Source organism: Paracidovorax valerianellae (genome assembly GCF_900102625.1).
Lineage (GTDB): Bacteria > Pseudomonadota > Gammaproteobacteria > Burkholderiales > Burkholderiaceae_C > Paracidovorax > Paracidovorax valerianellae.
This window is the reverse complement of record NZ_FMZC01000005.1, coordinates 44,222-59,909: the sequence shown is the minus strand read 5'-3', so window position 1 is coordinate 59,909 and position 15,688 is coordinate 44,222. Positions and strand designations below refer to the sequence as shown.

The window sequence follows — 15,688 nt, the reverse complement described above, 5'->3', positions numbered from 1 at the left end:
TTTGTAACGGCTTCGATGAATGCTGTTCGATTCATTGTCCACCGCCGTCGTGGCGGGCTACTGCAGCATGAACGTTTCGTACTCCAGCCGGTTGAGTTGGCGCGACAGCAGGTACATGCCGGTGCACAGCGTGAGCAAGGTGGACAGGGCAAAGCCATAGCCGTAGAGGGCGGCGCCGGTGTACAGGGTGAAGCCGGTGAGCGCGATGTTCAGCAGCACGAACTGCACGCACAGCACCAGCACGATGCGCCGCTGGTCCAGGTAGAAGAACACGTTCAGGATGGCCATGAGCCCCACCTGCAGCCCCGCGCCGATCACCTGCACGTGCAGCAGCGGCAGGTAGAGCCGCGAGATGCCCAGCACGTCCAGCACTGCCGGGCCCGCCACGAACGTGACCAGAATGGCCAGCGTCTGGATCTTGCCGATCTCGCCCAGGCCCTGCTGGATCGAATAGACCATTTCATCGCGCATGGCCTCGATGTATTCGAGCGAGCCGCCACTGCGCACCGCGTCGTAGAATTTGTCGTAGTACTCGACGAAGTCGGTTTCGATGCGCACCAGGAACACGGCCATCCCGGGAATGATGGACAGGTAGGCCAGGAACACCGGCAGGTCGTAGATGATCGACGCGCGCAGCCCGCCGATGATGCTCTGGGACGTCGGCGGGAAGTACCAGAACATGAACTTGTCGATCCAGATGCCGAAGTTGTACAAAAACCCGATGGCCACCAGCGACGGATACAGCAGCTTGCGATGCGCGAAATCGAATGCGATCAGCCGGCCCTTGGGGTTGAACTCCTGCACCACCAGAATCCACATGCCGGCCAGCAGCAGGTAGTTGCCCAGCACGAAGCCGGCCAGCAGCCCCTCCAGCCCCCAGGGGCGCATGAAGAGAGAGCCGATCACGATCACCGCGTAGGCCAGCCCGAACAGCGCCACGATTTCCTTGTAGCGCTTCATGCCGGACAGCAGCACCGTCAGCACCCACACGTCGCACATCAGCGTGAAGCCCGCCAGCATGAGCATGCGGTACACGAGTCCCAGGTTGGGGAGCAGTGTGAACAGCGCGAGTGTTCCCAGCGCCCCGGCCACCAGCGATACCACCAGCAGCAGGCCGTGCAGGTTGGGCAGGATGAGGTCTTTGCGCTTTTCGAAAAGCCGGTCGGACACGAATCGCGTGAAGGCCAGTTGCACCAGCCCGGTGAGGATCAGGCTCCCGGCGACCATGTAGGTGACCGAGGTCTGGAACTGCGTGACGAGAAAGCCCGGCACGACCACGCTGGCGCTGAAAATCCCGATGAGCAGAATGCCCACGATGGAGAAGACCCAGGGGCCCGAGCCGATGACGCCGGCATAGGCATAGGCCTGCACCAGGCTCACCAGCGTGTTCTTGCGCAGCATGCGGCGCAGTTCGAAACCAATGCCAGCCATCAGCGGGGGCCCTCCGTCTTCTGGAACGCGGCTTCGTACACGCGGCGGTAGCGGTCGAACATCATCGTGTCGGTGTAGTAGCGCTCCACGCGCGCGATGGCCGCGCGGCTGGCGGATTCCCAGGCCAGCGGATCGTTCAGCAGCGACAGCGAGGCATCGGCCAGGCGCTGCGGGTCGGCGATCGGCACGACCTTGCCCGAAGCGCCCAGCGCCTTGTCTTCATCGTCCAGCCCCTCGATCAACTGGCGGCACGAGCCCACGTCGGTGGACACCGTGGGCACGCCCGCCGCGTAGCCCTCCAGGATCACCAGTGGCAGCGCTTCGCTGATCGACGAAAGAATCACCAGCCCGATGCGCGGCATCAGGTCTTCCACGCGCTGAAAACCCAGGAAGCGGATGTTCTGCTCCAGGCCCAGGCTGCGCACGAGGTTCGTGCACTCCTGCGCATAGGCCGGGTCTTCTTCGGTGGGTCCGGCGATCCAGCCCTCGGCCTGCGGCAACTGGTTGACCACGCGGCGCATGGCGCGGATGAAAGTCTTGATGTCCTTGATGGGCACCACACGGCCGATCAGGCACAGCACCGGCGGCACCTCGGCCGGCCGCTTGTCGCGCAGCGGGGCGAAGCGACCCAGGTTGATGCCGTTGGGAATGTTGAAGGTGCGCGACGCTTGCGCGCCATCGGTCACCTGGCGCAACCGGTTGGTCTCGTAGAGCGCGATGATCGGGTCGGCTGCGGCATAGCAGTAGTAGCCCAGCCACTCGAAGAACTGGATCCACATCTGGCGGAAGTACGACAGCTCGGTCGGGTCGCGCTGGAAGATGTTGCGGTTGTCGCGGATCCACTCGCTCTTGAACAGGTCGATCTTGCGTTCCTTGGTGTAGATGCCGTGTTCCGACAGGATCAGCGGCACGCCGCGCGCCTGCTCGATCAGCCCGCCGAGAAAGCCGGCATACCCCGTGGAGGCGCAATGCACCACGCGCACCGGGATGAGCTGCTTGGCCACGCGCGCCAGCGTCCACAGCGGCTGGTACATGATGCGCACCGTCCAGAAATAGTCCACGAACGAGGGATCGGTGCAATGGTCGCGGTAGCTTTTGCAGATGATCTCCCAGGCCCGCTCGCTGTAGAGAAAGTCTTCCAGCGGCAACTGGCCGCCCGGCTGCATCTGCCGCGTGATCTCGCGGAACGCGGCCATGGTCTCGGGGGTGCGGTCGCCCGTGCGGAACGATTCGACCAGCGTGTGCACCATGTCCAGCGCCGCGCGGCTGCCCTTGCGCCGGGCAGGGAGCGTGCGCACGCCCAGGTGGTCGTAGAGGTAATGCTCCTCGAAGTGCACGACGTTCGGCGGCAGTTCGTACTTGAACTTGGAATAGTCCTCGCGGCGGCTGCCCAGGAAGACGATGGCGAAGCGGTACTCCGGGTAGGCGCGGATGATCTGGTTGATCCAGCTCGACACGCCGCCGCTCACATAGGGGAACGTGCCCTCCAGCAGCAGGGCGACATCGGCCTCGCTGGCCTTCGGCCCGGTCATGGCGCGCTCCAGTAATCGAGGATGGGGCGCAGCCGCGGCAGCGCGCGCCACTGGTTGAGTTGCTGCACCAGTTCGCGCGTCTGCGCGAAGTCGCGCCGCTCGAAACACAACTCGGCCTGGTAGGGCAGTACGCGGGTAGCGGGCAGGCCCAGTTCGCGGGCGCGGGCATAGGCGCTTTCGGCCTCGTCGATGCGGCCCAGCAGATGCAGCAGGCGGCCGCGGCGCAGGTTCAGTTGAGGATGATCCGCCTGCTGAGCCAGCACCTGGTCGCAATACTGCAGCGACTCTTTCACCGCGTGGTCGCGCAGGTCGCCCTGCACCAGCTCCTGGTACACCAGTTCCCAGTACAGGTCGGACAGGCGAAACGCCGACTCGATCGTGAGCGGGCCCGGAGTGTCGCCTTCGTCCAGCTTGGCCTGGCGCAGCGCGTCCAGTTCGCTGTCGATGGTGCGGTTGATGCGTTTTTCCAGCGTGTCCAGCATGCCGTAGGCCAGCAGGCGCAGGTCTTCGCTCGGGTCGCTCAGCACCGTGCGCAGCAGGGGCGAGGCGATGCGCCCGGACACATGCTGCAGCGCCACCATGGCACGCATGCGGGTCTGCATGGGCGCCTGGCTGTTGCCCAGGAAGGACCTGAGTCCCGCCTGGCGAAAGCTGCCCTGCATGCGCTGGTGGCGGTCAAACTCGGGCAGGCGCAGCGATTCGAAGTCGCCCTGGGATGCGGGGCTGCGGTAGATGCGCAGCACCACCACTGCGGCGATCACTCCGATGAAGCCGACGACGGGCACGGCATAGCTGAAGGCCGCCATCAGTCCCAGCACCGGCGCACGGGGCTTGGCCTGGTCGCCCGACAAAAAGGGCAGCAGAAACAGCGACAGCATCAGGCAGGCACCGGCGTGCACGATCAGGTAGCTCGACAGCGCCGCGTCCGTGTGGCCTTCCAGGAGCGCGGGCCCGCTCCATGCGCCGATCTCCAGGAGCAGCGCGGAGATGCCGAACTTGATGTTAAGCATGCGCCATCCCGTTCAACCGCTTGAGCACGGCAATGGTTTCGCCGTTCAGCGCAATGATGTGGGGGAACACGCCGGCCTCGGCCAGTGGCTTGCCGCTCTTCTGGCCCGACCAGACTTCCAGCCGGTTGATGTAGCCCTCGGCCGTTGCCGTGTCGCCCAGCGGCATCAGCATGGCCAGCACCTGGCGCTCCGGCCCGGTGATGAGCCAGCTTTCGTCGAGTTCGCGTTTCAGGCGTTCGATCTGGCCCGGCAGGCCGGCTTCCATGGCGCGGGGTAGGAACTCCAGCGCCACGATCACGCTGGGCACTTTGGCGCTGTCGCGGATGTGGGCGAGGCGCTGCGCCTCGAAAGCGAAGTCGGCCGGGCAGTCGGGCAGCTCTTTGAGGATCGGCGCGGCCACGGTCTGCATGGCCAGCCCATCGGTGTAATAGCCCAGCAGCAGATTGATCGTTTGCAGGTTCTCGGCCTGCAGCGAGAAGAACGGCATGTCCTCGATGACGAGCAACCCGTAAATCTCGCCCCCTAGGTCAAGCAATGGCGCCGCAGCCAGATAGCGTGTCTGCTGCTGGTCGGCCAGCATCTGGCTCACGTGGCAGAGCTTGCGCGTCTCCAGCGCCTGCTGCACCAGCGGATCGCGCGGGTCGAGCTCGGTGCCGCTGCCGATGCGCGCCACGGCCCGGGCCTCGATGTTGTCTTCGGTGGCGGCATAGAGCGCTGCCGACTCCAGTTGGCAGTACTGGGCCAGCAGCCGCAGCAGGGTCTGCGCGCCCTGGGCCGCATCCTCCTGCGAGCCGCCCAGCGCCTGCAGCGTGGACAGCGCATCGCGCATCGACATCGGCCGGCCGATCAGCTCCTGCTCCAGCCGGTCGTGCGACAGGCGCAGCAGGTAGTACTGGCGCACCAGGTGTTCCAGGCGCTGATCGAGGTACAGCTGTACGTTCTCGGCGCGCCGGGTGCGGGCCTGCCACAGGCTGGAAAACTCGCCCACCAGCATCACGAGGATGAGGCCCCCCAGAAAGTAGATCTGCGGAAAGGCGTCGTAGTGCCCGAGGTTGATTGCCAGCCAGCCTGCCAGCAGCACGCAGGCGGCTCCCAGCCCGGCCAGGGGGCCGTAGCGCAAGGCCACGATCACCGGCGCCAGCCACGACCAGGGAAACTCCGCCTGGGTCCACAGAGGGTCGTCGGGCTCCAGCACCAGGCCCAGCGCCAGCGCGATGATCGGCAACAGCAGCGTTTCGCCCAGCATGATCGCGGGGCGCGTGTCGGTGTCCGCCAGCTTGCCCAGCAAGTTAGCGGGAAGGTGCCGAACGCTCGGCTCGGCCGCCGGCTCGGGCGCGGCCGCGCCGACAGTGCGCCGCCGTTCAGCCGACGAGATCGTCTCTGGCGCCATGGCTTCAGCGGGCTCGCGACAGGCCGGAGTCCAGCAGGTCGCGGATCAGCTTCTGCGCCACGCCTGACAGGGCTTCGCGGCTCCAGCCGCTCTTGCCGCCCGTTCCGCTCCAGATCGTGTCGCCCGAGGCCACGTCGATGATCTGCAGCGTCACGCCCGCGGCCGGCTCGCCGTCCACGCCGACCTTGTAGCGCCATTCGTCCACGGCCCCGGTCAAGGCGTACTTGGCCTGCTGTTCACGCGCCCAGGCCAGTACTTCCTGCTGGCGTTTGGCGTCGCCCGCGTCGAACAGCGCTTCCTGCTGGGTGCTGGTGGGGTAGCGCTGGATGCGGCCCACGCCGCGTGCGTGCAGCAACGCCTGGGCGATGGCTTCGGCTCGGTTGCCGGCCAGCGGCGTCTCGGTGTGGTTGGCGAACGGCAGCACCACCCATGTGGCGTTGCGCTCCAGCGCCGGCGGCTCGCCGCGGTCGATGGTGGAGCAGGCGGCCAGCAGCAGCAAGGCGCCGCCAGCGGCGAAAACTTGCAGGCGTTGCAGCAGGTTGCGGTGGTGTTGCATGGTGGGTTCCTTTGAAGGCGACATCAGAAATGGAGACGGTAGGTGAACAGCAGGGAGCGCGTGAGGCCTTGCAACTGAAGGCCCGACTTGCCCACGCCCCAGCTCAGGCCCAGGTGGTCCGCGCCGAGCACGCTGCCGGCCATGCCCAGGCGCAATTCGTAGCCGGGGCCGAGCACGCTGTGCCAGGTGCGGCTCGCCGTGGCGAAGGGCAGCAGGGCACGGGTGTACTCCTGCTCGTAGCGCATGTTGGTGGACACCTGCAGGCCGTAGAAGCTGAAGCTCTCCGGCAGGAAGAAGTCCTGCCCCAGCGGCCCGGCGTTCGCCGGCACGTAGCGGCGCACTTCCAGGTCCCGCGGCGCGAGCGTATTGAGGTCGCGCCGGGTGAAGTCGTGGTGCGACCAGAAGGCGCCGAACTCCAGCAGTGGCGTCTCCTGCCGGTAGGTGTGCGTGTAGTTGATCGAGGTGTGCCGGCCGCTGCCCAGGGAGGCGCCGGTCTGCAGCGTGTAGCGCTCGTCGGCGTAGCCGATGGTGAACTGGTCCTGCCGCGTGGCCTGGTAGCGCAGGCTGGCGCCGGCACGGTCCTTCATGCCGGCGATGCGCAGCGCCAGGCTCTCCTGGCTGGGCAGCTGCATGCCCAGTTCCATGCGCAAGGTCAGGCGGTTGTCGATGCGCTGCTCGTGCTCGACCTGCAGCGGCGTGTAGGCCAGAAAACTCTCGCGGCGCCCCGCGCGGAACATGGTTTCGCCATCGGGATGCCGCCAGCGCACCTGCACGTCCAGCGCCCGTTCGTCAGGCGGATTGCGCACCACCAGCGCGCTGGTGGCGTGCCGGCGGATGCTGATGAAGTTCACGTCCATCGCCAGCCGCGGGCTGATTGCGATGTGGAACACCGCATCGGACTCGCTCTCGTCCATGCCGCCCAGTTGCTGGTACTGCAGCTTGGTGCCCGCATGGTCGCTGAAGGCCAGCAGGCTTTCGGTGAGCTGCAGGTGCAGGGGCTGGTCGTCGTGCTGGTCCTGCTGGGCGTCGAACGCGGCGGTCTGTGCGAGGCGGATGTCGTTCACCGCGCGCGCCGCGTTCACGCGGTCGTAGCGGGGCAGGCGTTCGTCGAACTCCTGCAGCAATTGGCCGGTGGCCGACTTGTCGTCTTCGGCCAGCGCCACGGTGATCTCGGCCCACAGTGGCCGATTGCTGCGCACGCCGCGGCTGCGCGCGTACTGGTGCCACAGAAAGCCGCGCTCGGCCGTGTATTCGCCGGCATCCTGCAGCCAGCCGATGGCCGTTTCGGCCGCTGCGTTGGACATGTTGCCCTGGGCATCGCGGTCCAGGCGCAGCAACTCGCGCAGCACGTCGACCGACGGGTCGCCGGGCTTTTGCGTGAGGAACAGCCGGGTGCGGGCGATGCGCCGTGTCTGGTCCAGTCCCTCTTCGGTCAGCCAGCGCTTGCGGGCCTGCGCGGGGGTGAGCAACGCGCCGCCGTCGCCCTTGCGCACCGACTTCCATTCGCGCGACAGCAGTTCGCGGCGCAGTCGCCATGAGCGGTCGGACTGCTGGTTCTGGTCCAGCGCGTCGGCATAGTTCATGAGCCACAGGAAGTCGTCCTGATGCTCCTTCAGGTGCGGCGTGAGGTAACGGTCCAGCGCCACCTGTGGCAGCGACAGGGCCTGGTAGGCCGCCGCCAGCGCGTCGTGCACGTCGCTGTCGCGCGCCCAGCTGCGCTCCTGCGTGGCCAGCAGCGTGCGCAGCGAAACAGCGTCGTTGCTGTCGATGAACAGCCACATCAGCGCTTGGCGCATTTCCGACGAATCGGGGCTCAGCCGCAGACCGGCTTCGAAGTGCCGGCGTGCCTCGGGCAAGTTGCCGGTGTTCTGGTAGTAGGTGCCGGCCAGCCGCAAAAACTCGGGCAGTTGCCAGAAGCGGGCGAGCGACCGCTTGGTCGCCGTGGGGCTGGTGTCCAGCTGGGCGAGGAGGGGGCCAAACGCCTCCCACCGGCTGCGGCCTGAGTACAACGACAAGGCTTCGACCAGATAGCGCGGCTCGTCGAACCGCTGCCACGCCAGTACCGATACGCGGGCGGCTTCCAATGGTTGGTCGGTGATGAGCAGCCGCACCAGGGCATCGAAGTCCGACACATCGGTGCCTTTGGTTTCCACCAAGCGGCGGTAGGCCTGCACGGCCAGGTCGTTGCGCTCGCGGCTCTCGGCCAGTTGGCCTGTGAGCCGCCAGAAGTCGGTTTCCATGTCCTGCGGCGGCAGTTGCTGCTGCTGCGCCGTTTCCAGCCATTTCAAGCCCTCGTCGGGCCGGCCGTGGGTGAGGGCGAGCACCGCTGCCCGCATGGCACGGGTGGGGGTGACCTGCGCCTTGTCGCTCAACAGCCTGCGCCAGTTGTCGAGCGCCAACGTGGGCTGGCCGGCGCGCTCAGCCAAGTTGGCCAGCAATTCCACCGCCTGCGGGCTCTTGGCGTGGTCTTTCAAGTAGTCGATGGCGGGCTGGGGCTCGCCGATGCGCTCATAGGCATCCACCAGCGCCCGCACCAGCGTGAAATCGTCGGGGCGGCTGCGCAACTGGTGGCGCAGCGCCTGCACCAGCGCGCCATCGTCGAACTGGCCGGGCGCCAGGCGCAGCACGGCCTGCCACGCGGTTTCCTTTTGGGTCTGCCGGGCGATGAACAGCCAGTTTTCCAGCGCGGGGCCGGGGCGCTGCGTCCATTCGGACACCTGCGCCAGCCGCTCGCGCCAGGCCAAGTCCTGTGGCTGCTGTTGCACGGCGGCATTGGCCAAAGCCCAGGCATCGTCCAGCTTGCGGTTTTCCAAAAAGACCTCGTAGCCCAGCGTGTAGATCTTGTCGTCGAAGGGCAGGCCGGGCGGGGGCACGTTGCGCGGAACGGGCCGCGCTGCCGGCGCGCTTGCCGCAGGGGTTGCGGAAGGGCCCGCCATGCGCTGCACACGCCATGGCCCAGCCAGCGCCGGATGGGGCGTCTGCATGCGCAGCCACGGGGGCACCAGCCAATCGGCACCGTCGTCGTATCGGCGCTGCGGTGGGGCGACGGGGCGCGCGCTGCCCATGGGGCGCAGCAGGGCGCCCACGGGCAGCATGGCCCCGGCTCCCGCATCGGCATCGGCCTGCGCAAAAGTGTCGGCCTGACCGGTGATCTGGCGTCCGAGCGAGATGCGCAGCAGGCGCCGTACGTAGCGGTCAGCCACGGCCGGCTTGCCGGCGGCGCGGGCCAGGTTGGTGATCATCAGCAGCGTTTGTGGATCGTCGGCCAGGGGGCCGATCTCTCGCTCGGCCAACGCCAGTGCAGCCACTGCCTGGTTGCCCGATTGCAGGGTGCGCACCGCTGCCAGATAGAAGTCCTTGGCCTGCTGCGGGTCGGGCGTGACCTGGCGCGCCAGCAGGTACAGCTCGGCGCTGCCGAAGTAGTCGCCCGTGCCCAGCGCTTCCTTGGCGGCGCGTTCGTAGAGTTTTGCCGCTTCGCGCGGATCGCTGGCTTCCTGGGCCAACTGGCGACTCATGGCGACGCCGGTCGCCCGGTCTTCCATTTCGGCGGCGCGGCGTGCCAGCATCAGCTGCCGGTCGGCGGGCCACTTTTCCTGGGCCAGAACTTTCAACTGCCGCTTGAGCCCTTCACGCTGCGATTTGCGGCGTTCGGTTTCCTTCTCGGGCGTGCGCTGGTACTCGGCATACGACAGGTCCCACAGGCTCCACAGCGCGTCGCGGTGCAGTTGCGGATCGGAGGAGTCCAGGGCAGGCTGCAACGTGGCCCGGGCATCCGCCATCTCGCCCAGGGCAATCTGGCGCTGGGCCAGCAGCAGCCGCAGGCGCGGGTTGTCGGGGTCGCTGCGCAGCAGATTGGTGAGGTAGGCGACCGACAGCGCCGTGTCGGTGGTTTCGGACAGCCGCCGTTCCAGATCCTGCCGGGGGTAGAGCAGCCACAGTCCGCCGCCGACCATGCTGGCCAGCAGGGCGATCAGCCACGAAGGCGCCAGGACGGGGCGCTCAGCGGGCTGGGCACTGGAGCTGGATTTGCGCAGCAGCATCGGCGATCCGGAATTGTTGAACGTCCGGACCGGCCTGGACGGCCGCCCGCGTGGGGGTGAGCAATTTCTGGTTGGCGCGCACCTGGCAGTTGCCGGCGGCGGCCAGGCTGAACGCCAGCGGCGCGTGGGCCTTCAGGGTGAATTCGGTGCGCGCGCCCTGGTCGCGCACGCTCCAGTCGCCGATGCGGCCGTTGGCATCGAACAGGTAAGGACCCTGGGGGCCGGGGCTCGCCGTTTTCGTGGGCGTCGGTGCCGCCGCTGAGGCTGTTGAGGCCGATACCGCAGGGGCTGCTGCGCCGGCGCCGCTGCCGTCTTCACGCATCTGTACCCATGCCGTGCCGCCGGTCAGGTGCACGTAGGTGCCTTCCGCGCCGCCGCGGTAGCCGGCCACGCCCTGGCTGGCCTGGACCAGCGGCGTGCCCAGAGCGGGCGGCAGGCGCAGGGTGCGCAGTTCGCCATCGCCACGCACGCGCCAGCCTGCGCCGTCGCGAGCCACCGCATAGGTGTGAAAGTCGCGCACCTTGCGGATGAATTCGGAGGCGAACACCGGGTGCAGCGGCTGGGCCACGGCCCAGTCGTACACCTTGCGCAGCACGTTGAGGCCGGCGCGCTTGGTGGTGGAATACACGTGGTAGTAGATGTCCACGGGCTTGATGCGCCGGGGCGTTTCCGTCATCTCGAAGCTTTGCAGCACCTGCTCGTAGCCGTAATACGGCCCGCGCCAGAGGTTGGTGTAGATGTTCTCGTTGGTGATCGGGGCGTACACCTGCAGGTAGCCGCTCTTCTGGATGCCGTGGGCGCCCACTGCCGTGAGCGACGGATTGGTGCGCGTGATCGAGGTGTCGCCGCCATTCATGTTGAGCAGCCCTGCGCGCTCGGTGATCTCCAGCGCTTCGGCGCCCGGCGCCGTGTCGCCCGACCACAGCAGGATCTTGACCTTCTTGTCCGGTGGAGCCAGGCGGGAGTTGATGTAGTCGGTCGAGCCCACGATCTCGCGCTTCAGATCCATGGTGTAGCCGGGCACGTCCAGGCTCATGGCCGCTTCCGAGTTCTCGCTGAACAGCCCGTGGCGCACGCTCCGGTCCCACAGGAAGGGGTGCGAGTAGGTGTGGCTGGCGATCTCGACATGGGGCAGGCGGAACATGCGCCGCGCGATGTCTTCCAGCTCCTTGCTCATCTCGGGGTGCAGGCCGTGCGGTGCGATCTCGGCCTCGATCACCGACATGGTCTGCGGCACCGTGCGGTATTTTTCGAACACTTCCTTGAGCAGCACCAGGCCCGCGTTGGGGCTGCCGGGCAGTTCGGCCAGGGACGGGAAACCGTCACCGTCCACGTGCGAGAACATCAGCCGGCGGCCATTTTCGGTGGTCACGTCCGGCACGGGAATGGGGGGCAGTCGCAGCGCCTGCGTGAGAAAGGCGAAGGGATCGATCACCCAGCGCGCGTAGTCGGTACCCGGCACCTCCACCACCACGAAAGGGTCCACCACGAAGCCGCCCCAGGCCATGATCGCGCCGCCGATGAAAGACTGTCCGCGCTGGTCCTTGTACTCGACCAGGGAGCGCCCCGCCTGAATCGGCACGCCGTTGCGCGTCACCCGCTCGAACTGGGCCCGGCTGGCTGGCTCCACCGCCATCTCGAACCCCATCATCGGGTCCTGCACCACGGATTTCTGCGTGCCGCGCGGCGGCGTGGCGTTGCCCTGAATGCCGAGTTTTTCGTTCAGTTGCCGGTCCAGCGCAAAGCCGAAATTGCCGAGCACGGCCAAAGGCGTTCCCTCGGCCAGCCGCGCCTGCAGCCACTGGTTCATGGCCTTGGTGCGGGTTTCCGGCAGAAAGCCGGAGAACCACGTCACGATGCCGGCATAACGGTCCTGATAAACGCCAGCGGGCAGTTCGTTGCGCACGTCGGCATAGTCCACCACGTAACCCATGTGGTTGAGCGGCATCTGCAGGAAGCGGTGGGCCGCAGCGTAGTTCAGCGCCGGGCTCTCGCCGCCGTAATAGACCACCAGCACCCGGCGCGGCACGACTTCGATGCTCCCCACGCCGACGGTGAGCACCTGGCTATCCGTCACCCAGGGAATGAAGCCCAGGTCCTTGATCTTCTGCGCCGTGGCGCGGGTCAGTTCACGGTCGGCCGGCGGCACGTAGTCGATGGCCAGCACCGGCAGGCCGTCGCGCTCGCGGATCGTGCGCAGCTGGCCCATCAGCCATTCGCGGTCTTCCGCCTTGACGGGCTCGTAGCGCTGGGTGCCGGCGTTCCAGCCCTGGTAGAGCGACTCGGCCGCGACCATCTGGATCTTGTCCTTGACGCGCGGCACGATCTCGAAGCCTCGGTTCAGGATGAGCTTGATGCCGGGAAAGCGCTGGTGCAGCAGTTCGATCACGCGGACGATGCCTGCCTGTTGCGCCGCCTCGTCGAACTGGTTGGCGAGCCGGTAGGAATCGAGCGTGTCCATGAAAAACCCGCGGTAGCCCTTTTCCCACAGCGGCCCGACCACCCGCGTCGCGAAGAACTCGGGCCAGTCGGCCGGGGTCTGGTCGATCACCTCGGAATTCCACGCGCCGTTGCGCGCCAACTTCCAGGCCGCGGGAATGTCCTGGTAGTAAGGCCGCGAGGCCTGCACCTCTGCCACCGACACGTAGCCATACAGCTCACTGCCGCTTTTGCGGTAGGCGACCGGGTCCTGCCCATGGCCCGGCTCCACGACGACGATGTCGAACACCTTCAGTTCCGACAGCGGCGCGTTCTGCCCGTAATGCAGGGCCACGGCTGGCGAAGGCGCGCCCCAGGCCGGCAGGGCCAGAAATAGGCTCAAAAACAACAGGCGTAACGTGGAATGCACGGCGTTGGGTATTGGAAATCGGTCGGTGGAAACAATTCGTTCGCAGGTGATCTCGTTCGGATCACTGATGTCTGCGTTCGTGGAAGCAAGGCTCTTCCTTGGGGACTTCGCTACTTATAGACACATTGACGTGGAAACGGGAGGTGGATACACCTCCGTATTAATAAAAACAATCGACACAATAGCTTTCATATGTCCATATTTCACACCGAAGACGGTCCCGGGTTTAAATACCGGAACACTTGCGGTCCAAGGGGTTGACGCATTGGCTGATTTCATGATTCCGGGTGCGAGAAAGACCTCTCCCGCGCGCAGCCCGGGAGGGATACGCAGCGGCGGGCCATTCGGTTTCAAAAGGAGAATTTCGTGATCCTCGTCACAGGCGGTGCCGGCTTCATCGGCTCCCACACTTGCGTGGCGCTGGCGGCAGCCGGCATTCCCTATCTCATCCTGGACAACTTCTGCAACAGCCGGCGCTCGGTGCTGGAGCGCATGGCCCGCATCACGGGCGCCGCACCCCAGTACGTCGAGGGCGACATCCGCGACGAGGCGTTGCTGGCCCGTGTCTTCGCAGATCACCCCATCGAAGCGGTGGTGCATTTCGCAGCGCTCAAGGCGGTGGGCGAATCGGTGCGCAAGCCGCTCGACTACTACGACAACAACGTCTCCGGCACGGTCGTGCTGCTGCGCGCCATGCAGGCCGCGGGCGTGCGGTCGCTGGTGTTTTCTTCCTCGGCCACCGTGTATGGCGAGCCCGCTACGGTGCCGATCCGCGAGGACTTTCCACTGTCGGCCACCAACCCCTATGGCTGGACCAAGCTGATGATGGAGCAGGTGCTGGCCGATGTGGACACGGCCGAACCCGGCCAGTGGCGCATCGCCCGCCTGCGCTACTTCAACCCCGTGGGGGCTCATGAAAGCGGCCTGATCGGCGAAGACCCGCAGGACGTGCCCAACAACCTGCTGCCCTACGTGGCCCAGGTCGCCGTCGGCCTGCGGGAGAGCCTGAGCGTCTACGGCGACGACTACCCCACGCCCGACGGCACTGGCGTGCGCGACTACATCCACGTGAGCGACCTGGCCGACGGCCATGTGGCCGCGCTGCGCTACCTGCGCGAGCACCCTGGGCTGCTCACGGTGAATCTGGGCACGGGCCGGCCTGTGTCGGTGCTGGAGATGGTGCGCGGCTTCGAGCAGGCGAGTGGCCGGCCGGTGCCTTACCGGGTAGTGGCCCGCCGCCCGGGCGACGTGGCCCAGTGCTGGGCCGACCCGGCGCTGGCCGAGCGGCTTCTGGGCTGGAAGGCCCACCACGGGCTGGACCGCATGTGCGCCGACGCCTGGCGCTGGCAGGACGGCGCGGCGCGCTCGCTCTGACGAGGCCGCCGCCGGCCGGCCATAGGCCCTGACGGGCCTGGCTCAGGCCGGGTTCTGTGCGTTGGCTGCGCCGCCGTGCGGTGGATCGGGCTCGGTGTCCAGCGTGGCGGCGTGCACGGCGGCCTCTTCTTCGGACAGCAGCGCGCCTTCCCACTTGGCCACCACTGCGGCGGCGATTGAATTGCCCACCGCATTGGTCGCCGAGCGTCCCATGTCGAGGAAGGTGTCCACGCCCAGGATCAGCAGCAGCCCCGCTTCGGGAATGTCGAAGTGGTTCAGCGTGGCGGCAATCACCACGAGCGAGGCGCGCGGCACGCCGGCCATGCCCTTGGAGGTCAGCATCAGGATGAGCAGCATGGTCACCTGCGTCTCCAGCGGCAGGTGAATGCCGTAGGCCTGCGCGATGAACAGCGTGGCGAACGTGCAGTAGATCATCGAGCCGTCGAGGTTGAACGAATAGCCCATCGGCATCACGAAGCTGGAGATGCGGCGCTCGACGCCGAACCGGTCCAGCGCGTCCAGCAGCTTGGGGTAGGCGGCCTCGGAACTGGCCGTGGCGAACGACAGCAGGAATGCCTCGCGGATGTTGCGCAGCAGCACCACGATGCGCTTGCCCAGCGCCAGGTAGCCGGCCAGGACGAGCACGCCCCACAGGATGAACAGCGCCAGGTAGAAGTCGCCCATGAACACCGCGAACTTCAGCAAGATGCCCAGCCCGTTCACCGCCACCGTGGCCGCCATGGCCGCCAGCACGGCCACCGGGGCGAACTTCATCACGTAGCCGGTGATCTTCAGCATCACGTGCGACAGCTCTTCGATGCCGCGCACCAGTGTGCGGGCCTTCTCGCCCAGCGCGGCCAGCGCCACGCCGAAGAACATCGAGAACACCACGATCTGCAGAATCTCGTTGTTGGCCATGGCCTCGACGAACGAGCGCGGCACCAGGTGGTTCACGAAATCCTTGAGCGTGAATTTCGAGGTCGCCAGTTGTGCGGACTGCGAAGCGTCCGGCAGCGCCAGCCCCATGTTGGCGCCGGGCTGCAGCACGTTGGCCAGCACCAGGCCGAGCAGCAGCGACACCAGCGACGCGGTCAGGAACCAGCCCATGGCCTTGGCGAACACCCGGCCCACCGATGCGGCATCGCCCATGTGCGCAATGCCCACGACCAGCGTGGAAAACACCAGGGGCGCGATCAGCATCTTGATGAGGCGCAGGAACACGTCGGAGCCGATGGAGATGTAGCCCGCGATGCGCGCCGCCTCTTGTGGCTCCAGCACGTTGGCGTGGATCAGGTGGCCGATCACGATGCCCAGCACCATGGCGATGATGATGCCGACCGCGGGCGGGAGCTTTCTTTTTTGGGATGGCATGGGTGAATGGGCGCTGCCGGGACGTCCTCGCAAGGCGGACAGGGCTGCACCAATTTGGGGAAAACCCGCGATTGTGCGGCATCCCGGGCGGGGGTCCGTTACCGACGGAACGGCCTGTCCGCCGGCCCTGCGCTTC

9 protein-coding genes are annotated in these 15,688 nt (G+C 66.8%); 1 reads left to right on the top strand and 8 read right to left on the bottom strand.

Features of this window, described 5'->3' with window-relative positions:
* Nucleotides 1–57: 57 nt before the first annotated feature.
* The 7 genes from pelG to BLT03_RS10200 are packed head-to-tail and all read right to left on the bottom strand — an operon-like array spanning nucleotide 58 to nucleotide 12,807.
* Nucleotides 58–1,431: an exopolysaccharide Pel transporter PelG gene (gene pelG, locus BLT03_RS10230; protein ID WP_092743211.1), complete on the bottom strand. Its 1,374-nt coding sequence runs from the start codon at nucleotides 1,429–1,431 to the stop codon at nucleotides 58–60.
* On the bottom strand, nucleotides 1,431–2,963 hold the full coding sequence (gene pelF / locus BLT03_RS10225) for a GT4 family glycosyltransferase PelF (RefSeq protein ID WP_092743209.1): 1,533 nt from the start codon (nucleotides 2,961–2,963) through the stop codon (nucleotides 1,431–1,433). Before pelF ends, pelG begins: the two co-directional genes overlap by 1 nt.
* Nucleotides 2,960–3,973 (bottom strand): hypothetical protein, encoded by a 1,014-nt coding sequence (locus BLT03_RS10220; protein ID WP_092743207.1) that lies wholly within the window; start codon nucleotides 3,971–3,973, stop codon nucleotides 2,960–2,962. The genes pelF and BLT03_RS10220 overlap by 4 nt, the downstream gene beginning before the upstream one ends.
* Nucleotides 3,966–5,363: a PelD GGDEF domain-containing protein gene (locus tag BLT03_RS10215; RefSeq protein ID WP_092743205.1), complete on the bottom strand. Its 1,398-nt coding sequence runs from the start codon at nucleotides 5,361–5,363 to the stop codon at nucleotides 3,966–3,968. The genes BLT03_RS10220 and BLT03_RS10215 overlap by 8 nt, the downstream gene beginning before the upstream one ends.
* A gap of 4 nt (nucleotides 5,364–5,367) precedes the next feature.
* A complete protein-coding gene (locus BLT03_RS10210) occupies nucleotides 5,368–5,919 on the bottom strand; it encodes a penicillin-binding protein activator LpoB (protein WP_092743567.1) in 552 nt (183 codons plus the stop codon).
* 23 nt (nucleotides 5,920–5,942) lie between these two features.
* Nucleotides 5,943–9,959, bottom strand: coding sequence for a tetratricopeptide repeat protein (locus BLT03_RS10205; protein WP_175537722.1), 4,017 nt, complete (start codon nucleotides 9,957–9,959; stop codon nucleotides 5,943–5,945).
* Nucleotides 9,919–12,807, bottom strand: a complete 2,889-nt coding sequence (locus BLT03_RS10200; protein WP_092743203.1) for a bifunctional glycoside hydrolase/polysaccharide deacetylase family protein — start codon at nucleotides 12,805–12,807, stop codon at nucleotides 9,919–9,921. Before BLT03_RS10200 ends, BLT03_RS10205 begins: the two co-directional genes overlap by 41 nt.
* A 366-nt stretch (nucleotides 12,808–13,173) precedes the next feature.
* On the opposite strand from BLT03_RS10200, the gene galE reads away from it, so the two are divergent.
* The gene (galE, locus tag BLT03_RS10195) at nucleotides 13,174–14,181 is read left to right on the top strand and encodes a UDP-glucose 4-epimerase GalE (protein ID WP_092743201.1); all 1,008 of its coding nucleotides are present in this window, start codon (nucleotides 13,174–13,176) and stop codon (nucleotides 14,179–14,181) included.
* Between the two features lie 42 nt (nucleotides 14,182–14,223).
* On the opposite strand, the gene BLT03_RS10190 is transcribed toward galE, so the two are convergent.
* Nucleotides 14,224–15,552, bottom strand: coding sequence for a dicarboxylate/amino acid:cation symporter (locus BLT03_RS10190; RefSeq protein WP_092743199.1), 1,329 nt, complete (start codon nucleotides 15,550–15,552; stop codon nucleotides 14,224–14,226).
* Between the last annotated feature and the right edge of the window lie 136 nt (nucleotides 15,553–15,688).

What these genes read in the sequence shown, in the direction of transcription:
- pelG (WP_092743211.1), bottom strand. Translation starts at nt 1,431, where the DNA reads ATGGCTGGCATTGGTTTCGAACTGCGCCGCATGCTGCGCAAGAACACG.
- pelF (WP_092743209.1), bottom strand. Translation starts at nt 2,963, where the DNA reads ATGACCGGGCCGAAGGCCAGCGAGGCCGATGTCGCCCTGCTGCTGGAG.
- BLT03_RS10220 (WP_092743207.1), bottom strand. Translation starts at nt 3,973, where the DNA reads ATGCTTAACATCAAGTTCGGCATCTCCGCGCTGCTCCTGGAGATCGGC.
- BLT03_RS10215 (WP_092743205.1), bottom strand. Translation starts at nt 5,363, where the DNA reads ATGGCGCCAGAGACGATCTCGTCGGCTGAACGGCGGCGCACTGTCGGC.
- BLT03_RS10210 (WP_092743567.1), bottom strand. Translation starts at nt 5,919, where the DNA reads ATGCAACACCACCGCAACCTGCTGCAACGCCTGCAAGTTTTCGCCGCT.
- BLT03_RS10205 (WP_175537722.1), bottom strand. Translation starts at nt 9,959, where the DNA reads ATGCTGCTGCGCAAATCCAGCTCCAGTGCCCAGCCCGCTGAGCGCCCC.
- BLT03_RS10190 (WP_092743199.1), bottom strand. Translation starts at nt 15,552, where the DNA reads ATGCCATCCCAAAAAAGAAAGCTCCCGCCCGCGGTCGGCATCATCATC.